Here is a 17,330-nt window from a genome sequence, read left to right as displayed (position 1 = left end):
AACGGGATTTTTTTGTGCTATGATGATGGACTGATGTCAGTTTGCAGTTGCGATGCATGCCAAGACAGCGCAACTACAAACCGAAGCACTAAATAAAAAGTTACAATTTGGAATACTGGAAGTTTATTCAATACTTATTGACAACCTGATATTTAAGCGCTTCTCTAAAAATTTCACATAGAGAGCGCAAGATGTTTCAGCACAGAAATAACACGGATAAATAAACTTTTTAGATTTTATAATACTCTTTTTTCAGGGTAAATACTTTTTTTATGATAAGATAAAATTAAAGAAGGAAAACAACCTTCGGATAGATGCGGAGAATAAATACTCGTTTCAAAACTATTTATTATGTATATATTGAAAACATTTTAGATACTGTTACTGCGATCGCAGAATTTATATTTTGATAGCCAACCGATTTTGTAAATAAAAATACTCTCTCAAGAACAGTCAATATTATTAGGGTCTACTACCATGAGCAGAAACCGTCCTACAACTCTCAACAACCGATTGAACGAAATTATCAATCAACTAGAGCCATCAGCAAGCCAAAACCATCTAAAGATTCTTGAGCCAAACTCTGAAGCGATCGCCTTCTCAAGAGCGTTAAAAGTCAATCAATAATATCTTGGGGTCAGCTTCGGCTGAACTGCTATCCCCTAACTATCCTTCCTACTTAGTTGCTACTCCTGCAATATGAGGACTGACTATAGGAACTGGAGCGCGAAAATGTTCGTAATTTAAGTTTGAAAATCCGGCATTGTCTAAAGCACTCCAAGTTTCCCTGTCTGGATGACAACCATCCCCCACTAATTTCCATACAGGACGAATTGTACTTTGAACCTTTCGCAACAGTGTTTTCTTGGGTGCAGCAACGTGTTCGATAAATAGAAAACGTCCTCCGGGTTTAAGCACTCGTAAAATTTTCTGTAATGTAGTAGATAAATTTGGGACTGAACACAGGACGAGGGTACTTACGACAGCATCCATACTATTGTCTTCTGCATCTATCCCTTCAGCAGTACCAGTACGGATATCAATGTTGTTGAAACCGAGTTTTTCAGCTTCTTGTTTAAGATAGGAATGCATAAACGGGTTTGGCTCAATTCCTATCCAATTGATGTTTTTGGGAAAGTAAGCTAGATTGACACCAGTTCCAGGACCAATTTCTAAAACATTGCCGTTGAGACTACCAAAGAGGGATTGCTTGCGATCGTGTACAGCCTTATCATATTCACCCCCTCTATCTAAAGACATCATCCAAGCAAATAAACGCTTACCACAGTTAGCACAATTACAAGGCTGGCTTTTTACCATTTTTTACCTCCTTTTATCGCCTGTTATTGTTGTTATATTGCTTCTATAGCAATCCTATTTGATTTGTCAAAGACACGTAGGTTGGGCATTGCTTACCAAAAGCTCTAGTGGTGAGTTGTCTTCCCTACCTACAGTACTTAAATTGTTTATGAAGATCGCATTTCAAACCTTCACAAAGTCTCCATTTTGTTTCTCTATTTTTAAATACAAAGGATTCCCTTTTGGAAAAATTTTGTTTTTGAAGGTGCGAGGTTATCAGATTTCGCACCTGTTTCTTTTTTTAATTTTTGTAAGTAGTTCAACCTAAAATTACAGATAAGCGATTTGAGCCTGTAACTCAAATCGCTCATTTAGCGCCTATTGAGGAAGGGATCTCAAAAAAATCCCTAAAAGTTTAATTTATGCGGGTACAACTTGAACAATCAGCGATCGCTTATCCAGTGATTGGACTTTCCCCACGGAACTCAGATCCGTTACAATGCGGTCTAGCAATTCTGCGGCATTATTGCGATATTGATTTTCTCGACCTCTTAAGCGAATCACAAACTTTACTGAATCGCCTTTGCTTAACCATTGAGTAGCTTGATTGATACGTAAACTGTAATCAGCTGCACCTACATTTGGACGAAGCCGAACTTCCTTAACCGAGGGTCTAGCACTCTGTGTTTGACGTTTTTTCTTTTGATACTGAAGCTTGCCATAGTTCAGAATTTTCGCCACTGGGGCGTCTTTGCTTTCGGAGACTATCACTAGGTCTAGGTCTACGCTCTCAGCTAGTTGTAGAGCTTCACGGGTGTCAGTCAAACCACGATTATTATTCTCGTGGTCAATCAAGAAGACCTGGGGTGACTTGATTTGTGAGTTGATGAGTTGCTTTTGAATTACGATAACGTTTTCCTCTCAATTGTTCAATAACTTTGCTTTACAAGTAATACCAAGGTAGCACAACACTAACTACGAACATAATTAGAATGTTGTGGTGTGTTAAAAAAATTACTAATCTACATTGGCTGGATAAACTTACTATATATATTATATATCGAGATTTATTCAACTGACATATCGGTAACAGGTATAACAGAAAGCCCCTATTATAACAAAAAAATAAAATTTGCGAACTGCAATTCCGCTTAATACCTATCCACGTCCAAAGAAATACGGGTTTCAAAACTAGATTGTTGACTGTAATGCTTTGCCCGTAGGATATTCATAGCCTGCACTCATAGCAACATAACTGATGGAAAACGCGATCGCATTACCCAATTACATTAACAATCAGTGGTGTACCTCTAGCGCTACAGAGTTTTTGGACGTTATCAATCCAGCTACGACAGAGGTACTGGCGAAAGTCCCACTATCACAAGCTTCTGAGGTAGAGCAAGCATCCCTTGCAGCTTCTGATGCTTTCGGCAGTTGGCGGCGAACACCACCGACAGAACGAGTACAGTATCTATTTAAACTCAAGAATTTACTGGAAGAACACTTTGAAGACTTGGCTCGCACCATTACCTTAGAATGCGGTAAAACTTTGGCTGAGTCCAAAGGTGAAATGCGCCGTGCTATTGAAAATGTTGAAGTCGCCTGTGGAATCCCTATGATGATGCAAGGAACTAACTTGGAAGACATTGCTAGGGGGATTGATGAAATGATGATCCGACAACCCTTGGGAGTGTGCGCTGTTATTGCTCCGTTCAACTTTCCAGGAATGATCCCCTTTTGGTTCTTGCCCTATGCCATTGCTTGTGGAAATACTTACATCGTTAAGCCGTCAGAAAAAGTTCCACTGACAATGCAAAAAGTTTTTCAGTTATTGGAAAAAACCGGATTGCCTCAAGGTGTTGTTAACTTAGTCAATGGTGCCAAAGAAGTTGTGGATGCGATTTTGGACGATCCCAAAATTCGAGCGATTAGCTTTGTTGGTTCTACACCAGTTGCTAAGTATATATACAGTAGAGGAGCCGCCAACGGCAAGCGGGTTCAATGCCAAGGCGGTGCGAAAAATCCATTGATTGTTTTGCCAGATGCCGATTTTGAGATGACAACACGCATTGCGGCTGATAGTGCTTTTGGTTGTGCCGGACAGCGCTGTCTTGCTGCTTCCATAGCTGTCACTGTTGGAGAAGCACGTCGGAGTTTCACAGAAGCGATCGCAGAAACTGCTCAAAAGCGTGTCGTTGGTTGTGGTTTAGAGCCAGGTGTAGAAATGGGTCCCGTTATTACTGCTCAGAGCAAGACCAGAATTGAGGGTTTAATTCAGCAGGGAGCAGATGAAGGGGCGACAGTATTGGTCGATGGACGGTCTCCTAGTATACCAAGTTATGAAAGGGGTTACTTTGTACGTCCCACAATTCTGCAAAACGTAGATCCATCCGGTGAAATTGCCCGTACAGAAATATTTGGCCCCGTACTGAGCCTAATTCATGTAGAGACAATTGAGCAAGCAATCGCTCTAGTTAACAGAGGTCAATATGGGAACATGGCTTGTTTATTTACATCAAGTGGTGCAGCAGCACGTAAATTTCGCTATGAAGCTGAGGCAGGTAATATAGGTATAAATATAGGAGTTGCCGCACCAATGGCGTTTTTTCCATTTAGCGGTTGGAAAGAAAGCTTCTTTGGCGATTTACACGGTCAAAGCAACCACGCAGTCGAATTTTTTACTCAAACAAAAGTTGTTGTAGAACGCTGGCCTAGCAACTGGTCTCGTCAATTCTGAACCTTGCGCCAGTATGCCGAACCATCTCGCTTTCTGTCAATCAGTCCTCGCTCAAACAACTCTCTCCTTAACAAAGCAGCATCACCAAAAGTGTGGTGCTGGTTCAGCAATTGGTTGACTTCTTTTTCAGAATAAATAGTATCAAACTCAAATTGGTTTGCTAAATACTCTAAAACCAATTGCTGAAACCTGCTCCTATTTCGTTTGGATGGCCATTCTTTCACGCGTCCTTGTTCATCCAAATACCTTTTCAAGTCCTCTGAGTCATTCATAGTTTTTGCGGAAAATGAGTTACGGTATACACACAAGTCATGGCAGAGACACTTTTGCAGGGAGCAGGGGGAACAGACACAAGTTCTTTTTGATTGTATTAATGTCCGGTTATTTGTTCTCTCCGCCCAATTCCAAGCTCAATTAATTTATCTTTAACACTATTTGGAAGAACACCGCAGTAATAATAATGTTTGTGCAGAATATCAACAAGATAAAATCCTTCTTCACCACCATTAATTTTATGGAGTTGGCTTGCCGCTTCACGCATGCTTATACCAAAAGAAGTAAACAAATCATCCAGTGACATAGATGGTAAGTTAAGCGGGTTGTAAAAAGACTCTCCTTTAACAAAATGCCATTGAGTACCGCAACGGCGCACAACACGGTCATAAATGGGTGCAACAATATATGAGTCTAAATCGTTCATCGTAATACAGATGTTAGAATAGTGGATGAAACAGCTCCATAATTTTGACTCAAGCCGAGTTCAGAAACCACTCAAAATAGCCCAGTTCTGGTACTACACCCATTCTCACTGGTAAAATCGAAACTCCTAATCCACGCGATACGTAGAGGGCAACTGCACCATCTCGATACCAACCACTGACATAACGTCCGCTACCGTTTGGACGTATTGGAGCAAAGCCAAATAATGATAATTGTCCGCCATGAGTATGTCCTGATAACATATATTGTGGTTTGTACTGTGCGATCGCCACTAACTCCGAGCTTGACAATGAATCTCGATATGCCGGTGAGTGGGCAAGTAATAAATGGTTTTGTTGAGGAGTAAAACCTTCGAGTGATTTGATTAAATCGGGTTGGCTGACTAAATCATCTAATCCCGTGATTAATATAGAGTCATTGCCATAATTGTGTAAAATGCTTTCATTAATTAATAAGCGGCAATTATAAGTGGCATAAATTTCAGTTAAACGTTTTAAATCAACACCAGCCCAGTATTCCCAATTTCCCATAATTGCATACTTAGCTGTTTGCCTATTAAGGAGCGATAAAAAGCGAGCAAATCCATCAAGCTGTTCGACTTTATCAATGGAATCTCCAGTAAATATTACAATATTTGGGTTAAGTTTATTAACTTTTTCGGCAATATGTTGTGCCCGATTGTTAAATTCTTTGAGATGAAGGTCGCTTATTTGAACAATCTTGAAGCTATTCTTTTGTGAGGCGAATTGTTCATTTAGCTGATGACGTGTGACGACGAAACGATTCGGCTCAACGATGAAAGCATACAGAATCAGTACACAAAAGCTAACAGCGATCGCCAGTAAAATAAATAGACACTTTCTTTTCTTTTTTCTTGTTAGCATGAGTTGAAATTGTTCGGAAATTTTATAAGAACACAGGATATATTCATGTAACAATTAATCCCACCCGCGTAACTTTTGGTGTACGCTAGCTAAGTGCCACATATAATCATTAATTTGATGACTGACTGCTAGATTGATATATTGCCGTCCTGATTCTATTTGACCCTCGACTTCAAAATACAACCCAAGATAAAGACAGCTATAAAATTTAGTAGGCTTATTGGTTGAAGAAATAGCCAAGACATCATCAACAGAGCACTTGCCAGCATAGAGATCGTAAACTTGCCGCATGACAAACCGGGGATCGTTTCTGACTTCTAACAAAGACTGTCGTGCTTGGGCGGAACCGTTAAGGCGAGCAATGCAAAGGTAGCGCCAAACTGTTTCTTCCAAATCTTGAGAGTTAACAGTTAAGTCTATCTCAAATTGTTTTGCCCCTTCAGCAAATAGTTCGGCGTAGTAGTATGACAATCCTCTTTGCCACAAGTAAGGAGTTAAGCGCGGGTCTAGTTTTTCAGCTGTATCAAAGTCAGCAATGGAGTCATTAATGTTAGCTAACTTGAAATGAACCATACCCCGGTGTACGTAGGCTTTGGGGTCATGAGGATGAGTGGAAATAACATTATTCCAACGAATGAGTTCTTGTTCTAGAAAATTGCTTGAGTTCATTTTTTCTTTCGTGCCAATTCCCTCAATGACTTGCTTCGATACGCTTGTACCAATTCTTTTTTGTCAACAGACACTGTTGTACTGAACGTATTTACTGTGTTATATCATCGCATGGTTGAAAGCAAAACAAGACGCACGCGCTCGACCAACAGCTTACAGCTATTTTCAGGTAAATGAACTACATCTTTTTTATCTCACGCAAAGGCGAGGCAGCGCTAGCTTGTGGTTACCACCAGTTGAAGCGCCTGCCGTCGCAAAGGCGCAAAAGAATTAAGAGTGTGGTCTAAATAAGTGAGAGCCTTCTTGGCAACTTTCCGACTATCCATATTTTGTCTACAATGTCAATACGTAAGTCCTAATTTTTTCTTTCAACCTCTCATGCATAGCAGTACGCCTGTCAAAACAATCCTGATTCTGGCTGCTATACCTCACGGTTTGCGTCTGGATAAGGAAATTCGCTCAATTGAAGAAGCTATTCGACGTGCTGTCAAGCGGGATTTATTTGAGATTAAGATGAGAACTGCTGTTCGCCCTCAGGATATTCGCCACGCTCTTGCAGAAGAACAACCATCTATCGTCCACTTTTGCGGACACGGGCTAGAAGATGGCAGCTTGCTGTTAGAAGACGATGGGGGAGAAAACAAGCCCGTTCCAGCATCCGGACTAGCATCACTGTTTCAATTGCATACAAATTATGTAGAATGCGTACTGCTTAACGCTTGTTATTCTATCAAACCAGCGATCGCAATTAGCGAACATATCAATTGTGCGATTGGGATGAATCAGCCAATTGGAGATAAGGCTGCAATCGCATTTGCAACTGGGTTTTATGATGGGTTGGGCTATGCAACTCCAGATAATCTTGATGCATATCAAAGGGCTTTTGAGGAAGGTAAAGTTGCAATTCAACTAGAACATTTTTGTGAAGGGCAAACTCCAGTTTTTCAAAGAAAACAACGAGAGCTAGTAGAAGCACGCTTAGGGAATAGCTCTGCGACATCCACTGGAGTTCTCAAAGCAGGCGACCCTCATAAAAGTTTAGCTTATTGGCAGGGACGCACAGCAGAATTACAGCAACTCGAACAGTGGTTACACGATAAAAATATCACTTTAATTGGTATAGAAGGCATTGGTGGTACGGGAAAATCAACACTGGCTAGCAAAATTTATGAAGAAGCTAAGGGTTTTCCCAAGCGGTTTTGGGCAGATGTGGGTTCTGGATCTGTTTTTAGTGACCTAGCTTATCAAGTGTTAAGCCATTTTGGCTATCCTATCCCAGAACGAGAATCACAACTCATAGAAGCTCTAATTAAGTGTTTGCAATCAGCAGATTGTTTATTTATACTTGACAATTTGGAAAGTTTATTGCAACCAGATGGGTGCTGGTACAGTCAGTTCTATGAAGATTTTTTCAAAGCTTGGGTAGAATGTGGCAGCAGGAGTACAGTCATAGTCACGACTAGAGAAAGACCCCAATTACGGGGCTTTGAGTGGTTATCGCTTAAAGGTCTAAAAATCGAAGAAGGAACGGCATTACTAGCTCAATTAGGTATTAAAGGAGATTTAGAGGCATTTACCAAGTTAGTGGATGGACATCCCCTGCTGTTGAAATTAGTGGCTTGTTTACTGAAAGAAGAATATCCTCACGCTCCTAATTTAGAGTATTTGGCAGATTTAGGGTTAGGAAATTTGCAGCAATTGTTAACGGATGGGCAAGTTGTAGGTCAGCACCGACGGGAAACAGTAGGAATGGCGTTGGTCTTAGATGCTAGCTTCCTTAGATTGAATGATTGTCAAAAAGATCTGTTACTTAATGTCAGTGTTTATCGTGGTTCTTTTGATTCTCGAGCGGCAAGTGCTCTCACACCCCAGCAAGAAGCGACAGCCATTGAGAAAGAATTAAAAAACTTGGTTAAACGTTCCTTTTTATTAGAAAAACTTAACGAGCAGCGTCAGTTTGAATTTCAACCTGTGGTAGTGGAATATTTGCGGTACAAAGCAGGCGACCAAACTTTAGCACATCAGCAAGCAATCTCTTACTACAAAGAAGTCGCTAAACTACCACCTTGGCAAACAATTGATGATGTCAAAGCACACTTAGAAATTTTTTATCATTATTACCAATTGAGAGATTACGAAAGGGCTTTTGATAGCATTTGGATTTGTAATAATTTCTTAAAATTACAAGGTTATTACACCGTTCAAGTTGAACTCTGCGAGCAGATGATCGGGGTTTGGAAAAAAATGAGCTTGAAAGAAAATCAGAAATATCAAGCCCTCCTTACTACCCTTGGCACCGCTTACTACTGGCTAGGACATTACCAACGGGCAATCTCAATTCGCCAACAATCTTTAGAGGTAGCTAGGAAAATTAGCGATCGCCAGCAAGAAGCTGAATCTTTACATAATTTAGGCACAGTTTACAACTTATTAGGGCAGTATCAAAGAGCTATGGAACTCTACCAAGAGTCTTTGGAGATAGCAAGAGATTTGTGCGATCGCCAGCACGAGGTTAAATCTTTAAATGGTTTAGGCACTGCTTACTATTGGATGGAGCAGTATCAAAAGGCAGTAGAATTCCGTCAGCAATCTTTGGAGATAGCAATTTTAATCGGCGATCTTCAGGGAGAAGCCATTGCTTTAAGCGGTTTGGGCGCTGCTTATAGCTTGCTCGAACAGTATCAACAAGCAATAGAATTTCACTCTAAGCAATTGGAAATAGTTAGGGAGCTTGGCGATCGTCAAGGAGAAGCCATTGCCTTGGGTGGGCTAGGTACCGCTTACTGTGGACTGAAGGAGTATCAAAGAGCAATAAAACGCCACCAACAACATCTAGAAATAGCAAAGAAGATTGGCGATCGCCGAGGAGAAGGGATTTCCTTAGGTAATTTAGCTATGGTTTATTACTGTCTTAAGCAGTACGAACAGTCTACAAAATTTTATCAGCAGCAATTAGAAATAGCTAGGAAGATTGGCGACCACCTGCAAGAAGCCAAAGCTTGGTTTAATCTTGGTCTTGCATTAGAAAATCTCAATCGAGAATCAGATGCAATTGATGCTTATCGTCATGCCTATAAACTTTATCATCTTCTAGGGATTGATACTTGTATGTACGATTGCAACAAACATATTCAACAACTAACTAGAGCAGAACCATTTGGAACACCGCCCCAAGGTTTAGAAAGATGGTTAAGTCATTTGAGGTATTCAAAAGAACAATTATGGCAGTATATATTTGCTTGGTTTAGACAGTAAAAATGGGCAGTCATTATCAAAAAAAAGTGGCAACTTTTTATGCAAAACCTACGCAGTATTGATTGTAACTATCTTTTTTAAGTACTGTAAGTAGAGCTATACCGCAGAAAAGCCTTATATGTGCGGCATAGCCCTACCTACGTGTTTACTGCGATGGTTAATAATTTTTCTCTATCCAATAGGACTATTATACATTATACTGTTACATGAATTTCATTAAATTCTACATGAAAAATCTCAAGAAGTTTGCTGTTTTTTCCCTAGCAATTCTTGCTATCCAACCCTTGTTTAAAAATCATATTTTTCCACAAGTCAATGCTGCTCAAAATCAAGAAATTGCAATCAAATTTATCGGTCAAGTTGGAAATCAACCTTTTCGCTGTGGCAACAATTACAATTTAGGTAAACCAGCAACAACTGTTACCCCTTTAGATTTTCGCTTTTATGTTTCCGATATTACTCTAATTGATAATAATAATAAAGCCATTCCTTTATCCCTGACTCAAGATGGCAAATGGCAATATCAAAACGTCGCTTTAATCGATTTTGAAAATAAAACAGGTGCTTGTGCTAATGGAACGGAGGAAACCCGCGATTTAGTAGTGGGTACACTTCCTCAAGGTAAATATAAAGCTATAAAATTTACTTTAGGTTTACCAGAAAACCTCAACCACGAAGATTCAACGCTTGCACCTTCACCCTTAAATTTGACCTCGTTGTGGTGGAGTTGGCAATTTGGATATAAGTTTGCTCGCATCGATTTTGCATTCTCAGCTAAAACTCAATCAACAGGTAAACACCAAAATCAAACAAACCAACACAAACATGGTGAAAAAGAACAAAGTAATTCCTTTCTCATTCATTTAGGTAGCACGGGTTGTCAAGCAGAAACTTCCAGTCAAAAACCGATAACTAAATGTAGAAATCCTAACACATCAACCATTACCTTAACTGACTTTGAACCCAGTAAAAATGCGATTATTGTCGATCTTGCTAAACTGTTATCTAACACCGATTTAAGCCGCAATCAGGCAAATACATCACCAGGATGTATGTCGGAACCCAACGATAAAGATTGTACTGGAATTATGGCAACTTTGGGTATTCCTTTTGGCGGTAAAATATCTGTACAACAAACTTTGTTTAGTGTGAAGTGAAACACATGATTTTTAAATGGAAACGCTGGTTTGTACTGTCGAGCGTGTTCGCGATCGCATTCAGCTTATCCATTGGTTTTAATCATATTTTATCAGCACCATTTCCCAGCAATACTTATGTTTGGGATATTCCTGCTTGGATGCCCAAACCAATTGTACCAAGTGATAATCCAATGACAGCGGAAAAGGTAGAACTTGGTCGTTATTTATTTTACGAAAAGCGCCTTTCTGTGAACAGTGAATTTTCCTGCGCGTCCTGTCACATTCAAGCATTAGCATTTACCGATGGTAAACCTGTATCAGTTGGTGCAACAGGAGAAAAGCACCCTCGTAATGCGATGAGTCTTGCAAATATAGCGTATAATTCCGTCTTAACTTGGGCGCATCCAGGAATGAAAAAACTTGAAGTCCAAGCCTTAGTACCAATGTTTGGGGAACGTCCAGTAGAGATGGGGTTGGCAGGTAAGGAACAAGACATATTAAAGATGTTGCGGGAAGATGCTAATTATCGCAAGTTATTTACTGCTGCATTTGGTCGGGGAGATAATAATATCAATCTTCATAATTTAACCAAAGCAATAGCATCATTTGAGCGCAGTTTAATTTCGGTCAATTCACCTTACGATAAATATCGCTATGGGGGTGATAAAAATGCAATTTCTGCATCAGCAAAGCGAGGTGAAACACTCTTTAATAGCGAACGTTTAGAATGTTTTCACTGTCACGGTGGCTTGAATTTTAGCGATTCAATTAAACACGAGCGTTTGGCATTTGAAGAAATTGCTTTTCATAATACAGGACTTTATAATTTAGATGGAAAAGGTGCATATCCCGCTAATAATACAGGAATACATGAAATCACTCAGAAATCAGCAGATATGGGTAAGTTTAAAGCGCCTACTTTGCGAAATATTGCTTTAACTGCACCTTATATGCATGATGGTAGTATTGCTACTTTAGAAGAAGCGATCGCTCATTATGCCGCAGGTGGAAGGACTATTGCTAGTGGTACCTTGGCAGGAGTAGGAAGTCAAAATCCATTGAAGAGCCATTTTATTTCTGGATTTAAGTTGACTTCTCAAGAAAAGCAGGATTTGTTAGACTTTTTAAAAAGTTTGACCGATGAAGAGTTTGTGAAAAATCCAGCCTTTAGCAATCCGAATAGAACAGGAAATTAATGTTTCTATCAATTTTGGCTCTTCAGTACTTGTTATGCTAAAATAACAAGTACTGAAGAGCCTCAAATTTTTACTTTTTTTATACCAATTTACCCCTCCTTTCCTCCCCTTATAAAGGGGAGGAAAATAAATTTCCTGTTTCCCCCCTTCTGCCAACTTTCGAGTAAGATGTTTACGTATAATTACTCTGTCGCTTTATGTTGCGGATGTCGCGATCGCTCAATGTTCGTCCAGAATGTCTTGAGAAAGTGAGATTGGCTTTGAGGCACAATGGGTTTTCCAGCCAAAAAAGTCTTGCTCGGGATATGGGAATAGCGTTGGCGACATTAAGTAAATTTCTTACGGGTAAGCCAGTAGATGCAGGAAATTTTCGAGCAATATGCCTTAAATTAGCTCTTGACTGGCGAGCGATCGCTGACTTAGACAATACGAATTTACAAGAAACAGCCTCCGTAAAAACCAGTATAGACATCGTCAAAAAACGAATTGATTGGGGAGAAGCAGATGTTATGGGACACTCGTGACGGTAAATGCCTCAATAACTTGGAAGGACATACAGGCAGGGTATTTTCAGTGGCATGGAGTCCAGATGGGCAAAGCCTCGCTACTGGCAGTTTTGATCGTGTGGTAAAGTTATGGAATGCTCGTGACAGTAAATGCCTCAGTACCTTGCAGGGTCATACAAATTGGGTATACTCAGTCGTATGGAGTTCAGATGGGCAAACCCTAGCCAGTGGTAGTTTCGATCGCACAGTTAGGTTGTGGGATGTTCGTGACGGTCACTGCCTTAATATCTTGCAGGGTCATACAAATTGGGTATACTCAGTGGCATGGAATCCAACTGGTCAAATCCTCGCTAGCGGCTCTAGTGACCATACAGTCAGGGTGTGGGACACTTGTGACGGTAAATGCCTTAATACCTTGCAGGGTAATCATAATATAGTAGATGCAGTGGCGTGGAGCCCGGATGGACAAATCCTTGCCAGTGGTAGTATGGATGAAACGATTAAGCTTTGGGATGTTAATACGGGGAAGTGTTTGAGCACTCTTAAGGCTAGTGGTCCTTATGAGGGAATGAATATTATAGGTGTTACAGGGATAACAGAGGCTCAGAGAACAACGCTGAAAGTTTTAGGAGCGGTGGAGTTACTGCTCGCTTAAGTGTTATCTCTTGTTTCAATCATTCCTGCAAACTGAAACCCCCGGTTGCTTTAAGAAACCGGAGATCTGATGGAGCGCAATTTTCACAAATCAAATAGAATTGCTACAGGACGTATTGGTTTATATCTTTTCTGCTACTCCTGTGATTACTACTTTGTCTGGCTCAGCTTGAATAAAAAGAATTTTTTGTCCTTTATTCACGATCGCACCTTTTAAGGTAGCTGAGTTACCATTCTTATCAGAAATCTTTAAAGAAACTTCACAGTTTAAATTGACGGTATAAGTTCCTGATAATTGTCTTGAAACAATATTACCGTTCAAACTGACAGTATCATTTCCAGACATTTTTCCTAAGCCATCAAAGGAAAACAAACCTGTTTGACCAAAAGGACCGGGAGGAAAAGACGGTAGAGAAATAAATGTTCCAGTTACCTGTACTCCGTATCCTGATTTTAAGGTATTAAGCGTGCAACCCCGGATAGGAATAATTGGTATATCATTATTATCGGCATAAACGGGGGAAGTGAAACCAGTAAAGCACAGTCCGATTAGAAGAATTGCTAAGGCTAAGGATTTGATATTCATGACTTCTTGATTTAAATAAAGTGGGTAAAAGTTTATCGCTGGTTAATGCGATCGCAATTGAATGAGTAACGTTCTAAATCGTTTTAATATCTTCAGCAATTACTCCCGATCTATCTAATGCTTCTGCTTTGATTTTTATTGTATTTGATAGTAACAAGCCGGAAAAGGTAAAGTTGACTGTCCATTCAGTAATATCGTACCAAAAATTTTCTGGGGTAATGGTGACTGCTTTTGTTATACTTTCTCTGTAGGTATAACTATTAGTACTACTTGAACTAATACGACCGCAATTGTGGCTCTCATTAAAATCAACGTACATGGAATCTACTGTATTATTATTGCTGTCTAAGGCAAAAACATTGATACGATTGATGTCTAGCTTTGTACGAGGAGTCATAACGCGAAGATTCACATTAAGAGTGCCATTAGCGTTGCTCGTTACACCTTGAATTGCAACTGTATGAGAATCTGTTGAGGGAAAAGTTAAATAAAAGTATGGATTTTGAGGAACATCATCTTTGCGAATTTCTAAATGTAGGTGAGGCCAGTTTGCCCCCGTGCATCCAGATTTACCAATGACAGTTCCCTGGCTAACTATGTCACCTACTTTAACTAGTCGTTCACTCAAGTGATTGTAGTTGATGCGATATTTCTGGGTTATCTTGTTGTTGCTGTCATACTCATATCCCTCAATCTGAATTATCTTTCCACTATTTTTATAACGCTCATCGCAATCTGCTGAAATCCTGACAAATCCGCTACAACTAGCAACTACGTCAATTCCTTCATCTGCTTTAATATCAATCCCCTCATGCCAATCATATTTGCCAGGATTGCCAATAAGACGGGGACCGAAAGCGTCACCGATTAAGTAAGGTGTATTTGGCGCACCAGCAATCGGCCAAATAAAGTTACTAACTCCAGGAATATCACCGACAGGTTTAGAAGCAGTAATTCGTGTAGGATTATTACATTCTCCATCTATACAACATACAGCAAATGCACTGGGCTGTCTAGAGAGTGGCAAGGCTGCTAAAGGCGTTAACAGACCGAATTGTAATAAGCGACGACGAGAAAGATAGTTCATGAAAAACTCCTTTTCCTCAACTTGATAACTTTAAGATATTGGTAAAACTTTGAAGAAGCATCTAAGAAATGTCACGATGAGGGCATTACATTTGTCACGTAATAGTTTTACGCATTCAACAGACATTTAAATGCGATCGCGAAATAAAATGAGACACTTCCCAAGCAATTTGCTAGATTTTTCACAAACCAGGCACCAAGGCATGACGAATTCCGTCTCTGTTAGTCATAATAGACACACCTTAGTTAACAGCAGCGTACAGATGGAATTTTCAGTTTTCTTTTTGACAGGCTGCTATCAGTACTGACTGAGGGTTCGGTGTTCAGATTAAATTGGCAAAAAGTGAAGGAGTGAAACGTGAAAGCAGTTATTGGAAAAACATTGTTGGCGTCAGTGAGTTTGTTAGCTTTATTTGCTCCACAAAGTGCTTACGCTCAACTAGTACCACAACCTTGGGTGTCAGTAGGTAGCAAAGAAGGTGATATTACCTATTCTGTTGGTGCAAAAGCTCTAAGTTTTGGGGCTGAATTAGGTGTTGGTCCTGATGGTGCTGTTGGGGTAGATGTACTCAAGTTTATTCCTTTACCCGTAATTTCACCATATGTAGGAGTGGGATACTATTCGGAAGATAAGGGTGTTGCTTTTTCTGGTGGAGTTCAGACAAGGGCTACTGATAACGTTTTCGTGGGTGTAGGCTACAACTCTGTTCGAGGAATCAACGGACAATTAGGGATTAGATTTTAACAAGAAAGCAGAAGGCATCCCAATGAAAAATTTCATCATCTAATTATGAAAATCCTTCTTCCCTAACCCCTACCCCCTACTCCCTACTCCCTACTTGTACGAGTAGCTCTCTAACCTTTTGTGCAGAATCTTGTTGCAATGCGGAGGCTACGATCGCTTCTGCTTGCTCCCCAGTCAACTGAGCGATCGCTTGCTTAAATGCCGGAATAGACTGAGGATTCAGGCTAACTTCATTCAGCCCCAATCCCAGTAGGAGCGGTGTGGATAGAGGATCTGATGCCAGTTCACCGCATAAACCTACCCAAATTCCGGCTGTACGTGCAGCTTGGACAGTTTGTTGAATCATTCGCAACACCGCAGGGTGAAAGGCATCTACCAAATCTGCTACGAGTGGGTGCGTGCGATCGGCAGCCATAACATACTGGCTGAGATCGTTGGTTCCAATACTAAAGAAGTCAACTTCAGCAGCCAGCTTATCCGCAATCATAACAGCTGAAGGCACTTCTACCATAATGCCCACTTCCATTTCTTCATCAAAGAGAATACCTTCTTGACGTAATTCACCCTGCACTTCTGCCAGCATTGCCTTAGCTGCTTGTATTTCCTCCACAGTAGCAACCATCGGAAACATGATTTTCATTTGGTGTCCGGGACTGGCTTTTAAAATTGCCCGTAACTGAGGTTTAAAAATTTCGGGATTATCAAGACAATAGCGAATTCCACGCCAACCTAAAAAGGAATTATTTTCTGAGAGTAAATTGAGGTAAGAAATTGGTTTATCTCCCCCTATATCCAAAGTCCGAATAATCAACGGACGGTTACCAAGTTTCTGGGCGACACTTAGATAAATCAATTCCTGTTCTTCTTCAGAAGGAGGAGTGATTCGTTGCATATAAAGGAACTCCGTCCGAAACAGCCCGACTCCTTCTGCCCCAAATCTTAGTGCTTCCTCTGTATCTGTTATACCTGTTATATTAGCAAACACATCAATCCGTCTTCCATCCCGTGTCACTGCTGGATTGAATACTATTGCTGGTGCTTCTTGGTGAACCGCTTGCCGTGTATTGCGCTTTGCTTCTAGTGCATTCAAAACTTCAGATTCTGGATTAACCCACATCCTACCACTATCACCATCCAGTGCTGCGATCGCACCATTGCTTAAGTGCATAACTTCTTCTGGTAAACCCACAATTGCCGGAATACCCAATCTCCGGGCTATGATAGCGCTGTGAGAAATAGCACTGCCATTCGTCGTGCAGATGCCCAGCACTTTTGTTGGATCTAACCTAGCTGTCTCCGAAGGACTTAAATCTGTGGCAATCAAAATAGCTGGTTCCGAAGGATTCAGATCGTCTGGAGAGGAATCTGAAGTTCTTATATGAGATTGAAATCCAGTCAACAGACGCAACACCCTTTGCTCTACATCTACTATATCTGCAACTCGCTCTTGTAAGTACGGGTCTTCAAAAGTACGGTAGTTATTCACTAGTTCTTCAACAACTGCTTGCCAAGCAACTTCTGCATTTTGATACTGTTGGAAGATGCGTTGGTGAACCGCCTCTAACAGTACGGGATCTTCTAAAAATAGCAGATGGGCATCAAAGATTGCAGCTTCTGCATCCCCAATTTGTGTACATGCTTGTGAGAGGAGGGACTGAATTTCCTCTTTTGAAATTTGAATGGCGATCCGCAAACGTTGCCATTCAGTTTCCACGTCTTCTACGTGATATTGCTGAATCTGAATGGGCGCTGGAGTATGAAGAAAAACTCTTGCAATGGCAATTCCGCTAGACGCTGGTATTCCTTGTAGGAAGTGATGGGGGGAGTAGGGAGTAGGGAGTAGGGAGTAGGGAG

17 protein-coding genes are annotated in these 17,330 nt (G+C 40.5%); 8 read left to right on the top strand and 9 right to left on the bottom strand.

Annotated features, from left to right (window positions below; genetic code table 11):
• Window positions 1-477: 477 nt before the first annotated feature.
• The gene (locus tag F7734_RS39840; RefSeq protein ID WP_155749949.1) at window positions 478-627 is read left to right on the top strand and encodes a hypothetical protein; all 150 of its coding nucleotides are present in this window, start codon (window positions 478-480) and stop codon (window positions 625-627) included.
• Window positions 628-675: 48 nt separating this feature from the next.
• Here the strand turns inward: F7734_RS39840 and F7734_RS39835 are convergent, their stop codons facing one another.
• Together F7734_RS39835 and infC are read right to left on the bottom strand one after the other, a co-directional pair.
• A complete protein-coding gene (locus tag F7734_RS39835) occupies window positions 676-1,320 on the bottom strand; it encodes a class I SAM-dependent methyltransferase (protein WP_155749948.1) in 645 nt (214 codons plus the stop codon).
• 399 nt (window positions 1,321-1,719) lie between these two features.
• Window positions 1,720-2,187 carry a translation initiation factor IF-3 gene (infC, locus tag F7734_RS39830; protein ID WP_347566362.1) on the bottom strand — a complete coding sequence of 156 codons (468 nt, stop codon included), beginning with the start codon at window positions 2,185-2,187 and terminating at the stop codon, window positions 1,720-1,722.
• A gap of 370 nt (window positions 2,188-2,557) precedes the next feature.
• Between infC and F7734_RS39825 the strand changes: the two genes are divergently transcribed.
• Complete coding sequence (locus F7734_RS39825) at window positions 2,558-4,036, top strand: CoA-acylating methylmalonate-semialdehyde dehydrogenase (protein ID WP_155749946.1); 1,479 nt, start codon at window positions 2,558-2,560, stop codon at window positions 4,034-4,036.
• Here F7734_RS39825 and F7734_RS39820 read toward each other — a convergent pair.
• The 4 genes from F7734_RS39820 to F7734_RS39805 all read right to left on the bottom strand — a co-directional run bounded on the left by F7734_RS39820 (window position 4,027) and on the right by F7734_RS39805 (window position 6,309).
• A complete protein-coding gene (locus tag F7734_RS39820; protein WP_155749945.1) occupies window positions 4,027-4,308 on the bottom strand; it encodes a DUF2087 domain-containing protein in 282 nt (93 codons plus the stop codon). The two genes, F7734_RS39825 and F7734_RS39820, sit on opposite strands and share 10 nt — an antisense overlap.
• Before the next feature lie 98 nt (window positions 4,309-4,406).
• On the bottom strand, window positions 4,407-4,736 hold the full coding sequence (locus F7734_RS39815; RefSeq protein ID WP_155749944.1) for a hypothetical protein: 330 nt from the start codon (window positions 4,734-4,736) through the stop codon (window positions 4,407-4,409).
• A 49-nt stretch (window positions 4,737-4,785) separates the two neighbouring features.
• Complete coding sequence (locus F7734_RS39810; RefSeq protein WP_155749943.1) at window positions 4,786-5,640, bottom strand: metallophosphoesterase; 855 nt, start codon at window positions 5,638-5,640, stop codon at window positions 4,786-4,788.
• Between the two features lie 54 nt (window positions 5,641-5,694).
• Window positions 5,695-6,309 carry a hypothetical protein gene (locus F7734_RS39805; RefSeq protein ID WP_155749942.1) on the bottom strand — a complete coding sequence of 205 codons (615 nt, stop codon included), beginning with the start codon at window positions 6,307-6,309 and terminating at the stop codon, window positions 5,695-5,697.
• 378 nt (window positions 6,310-6,687) lie between these two features.
• On the opposite strand from F7734_RS39805, the gene F7734_RS39800 reads away from it, so the two are divergent.
• The 5 genes from F7734_RS39800 (at window position 6,688) to F7734_RS39780 (ending at window position 13,060) form a co-directional block, all read left to right on the top strand.
• Entirely contained in the window at window positions 6,688-9,564 is a 2,877-nt protein-coding gene (locus F7734_RS39800) for a tetratricopeptide repeat protein (RefSeq protein WP_243147341.1), read from the top strand.
• A gap of 206 nt (window positions 9,565-9,770) precedes the next feature.
• On the top strand, window positions 9,771-10,721 hold the full coding sequence (locus F7734_RS39795) for an MbnP family copper-binding protein (protein ID WP_243147340.1): 951 nt from the start codon (window positions 9,771-9,773) through the stop codon (window positions 10,719-10,721).
• A gap of 5 nt (window positions 10,722-10,726) precedes the next feature.
• Window positions 10,727-11,899: a methanobactin export MATE transporter MbnM gene (locus F7734_RS39790; RefSeq protein WP_155749941.1), complete on the top strand. Its 1,173-nt coding sequence runs from the start codon at window positions 10,727-10,729 to the stop codon at window positions 11,897-11,899.
• A gap of 197 nt (window positions 11,900-12,096) precedes the next feature.
• Window positions 12,097-12,423 (top strand): helix-turn-helix transcriptional regulator, encoded by a 327-nt coding sequence (locus tag F7734_RS39785; protein WP_243147339.1) that lies wholly within the window; start codon window positions 12,097-12,099, stop codon window positions 12,421-12,423.
• Window positions 12,404-13,060, top strand: a complete 657-nt coding sequence (locus F7734_RS39780; RefSeq protein ID WP_243147338.1) for a WD40 repeat domain-containing protein — start codon at window positions 12,404-12,406, stop codon at window positions 13,058-13,060. Before F7734_RS39785 ends, F7734_RS39780 begins: the two co-directional genes overlap by 20 nt.
• A 120-nt stretch (window positions 13,061-13,180) precedes the next feature.
• Here the strand turns inward: F7734_RS39780 and F7734_RS39775 are convergent, their stop codons facing one another.
• Together F7734_RS39775 and F7734_RS39770 are read right to left on the bottom strand one after the other, a co-directional pair.
• Window positions 13,181-13,645: a hypothetical protein gene (locus F7734_RS39775; RefSeq protein ID WP_155749940.1), complete on the bottom strand. Its 465-nt coding sequence runs from the start codon at window positions 13,643-13,645 to the stop codon at window positions 13,181-13,183.
• 73 nt (window positions 13,646-13,718) lie between these two features.
• Window positions 13,719-14,732 (bottom strand): M23 family metallopeptidase, encoded by a 1,014-nt coding sequence (locus F7734_RS39770; protein ID WP_155749939.1) that lies wholly within the window; start codon window positions 14,730-14,732, stop codon window positions 13,719-13,721.
• 357 nt (window positions 14,733-15,089) lie between these two features.
• Here F7734_RS39770 and F7734_RS39765 point away from each other — a divergent pair, with 357 nt between their 5' ends.
• Complete coding sequence (locus F7734_RS39765; RefSeq protein ID WP_166482437.1) at window positions 15,090-15,476, top strand: hypothetical protein; 387 nt, start codon at window positions 15,090-15,092, stop codon at window positions 15,474-15,476.
• A 76-nt stretch (window positions 15,477-15,552) separates the two neighbouring features.
• Here the strand turns inward: F7734_RS39765 and ptsP are convergent.
• On the bottom strand, window positions 15,553-17,330 hold a 1,778-nt coding region (ptsP, locus tag F7734_RS39760), incomplete at its 5' end, for a phosphoenolpyruvate--protein phosphotransferase (RefSeq protein WP_155749938.1).

This window comes from Scytonema sp. UIC 10036 (assembly GCF_009725235.1).
Note: the sequence above shows the minus strand (reverse complement) of the source record. Positions and strands in the feature narration are given on the sequence as shown.

Coding starts and splice junctions, on each gene's coding strand:
- F7734_RS39800 (WP_243147341.1), top strand. CDS start 6,688: ATGCATAGCAGTACGCCTGTCAAAACAATCCTGATTCTGGCTGCTATA.
- F7734_RS39810 (WP_155749943.1), bottom strand. CDS start 5,640: ATGCTAACAAGAAAAAAGAAAAGAAAGTGTCTATTTATTTTACTGGCG.
- F7734_RS39825 (WP_155749946.1), top strand. CDS start 2,558: ATGGAAAACGCGATCGCATTACCCAATTACATTAACAATCAGTGGTGT.
- F7734_RS39840 (WP_155749949.1), top strand. CDS start 478: ATGAGCAGAAACCGTCCTACAACTCTCAACAACCGATTGAACGAAATT.
- F7734_RS39835 (WP_155749948.1), bottom strand. CDS start 1,320: ATGGTAAAAAGCCAGCCTTGTAATTGTGCTAACTGTGGTAAGCGTTTA.
- F7734_RS39770 (WP_155749939.1), bottom strand. CDS start 14,732: ATGAACTATCTTTCTCGTCGTCGCTTATTACAATTCGGTCTGTTAACG.
- F7734_RS39775 (WP_155749940.1), bottom strand. CDS start 13,645: ATGAATATCAAATCCTTAGCCTTAGCAATTCTTCTAATCGGACTGTGC.
- F7734_RS39820 (WP_155749945.1), bottom strand. CDS start 4,308: ATGAATGACTCAGAGGACTTGAAAAGGTATTTGGATGAACAAGGACGC.
- F7734_RS39780 (WP_243147338.1), top strand. CDS start 12,404: ATGTTATGGGACACTCGTGACGGTAAATGCCTCAATAACTTGGAAGGA.
- F7734_RS39805 (WP_155749942.1), bottom strand. CDS start 6,309: ATGAACTCAAGCAATTTTCTAGAACAAGAACTCATTCGTTGGAATAAT.
- F7734_RS39785 (WP_243147339.1), top strand. CDS start 12,097: ATGTTGCGGATGTCGCGATCGCTCAATGTTCGTCCAGAATGTCTTGAG.
- F7734_RS39815 (WP_155749944.1), bottom strand. CDS start 4,736: ATGAACGATTTAGACTCATATATTGTTGCACCCATTTATGACCGTGTT.
- F7734_RS39790 (WP_155749941.1), top strand. CDS start 10,727: ATGATTTTTAAATGGAAACGCTGGTTTGTACTGTCGAGCGTGTTCGCG.
- F7734_RS39795 (WP_243147340.1), top strand. CDS start 9,771: ATGAATTTCATTAAATTCTACATGAAAAATCTCAAGAAGTTTGCTGTT.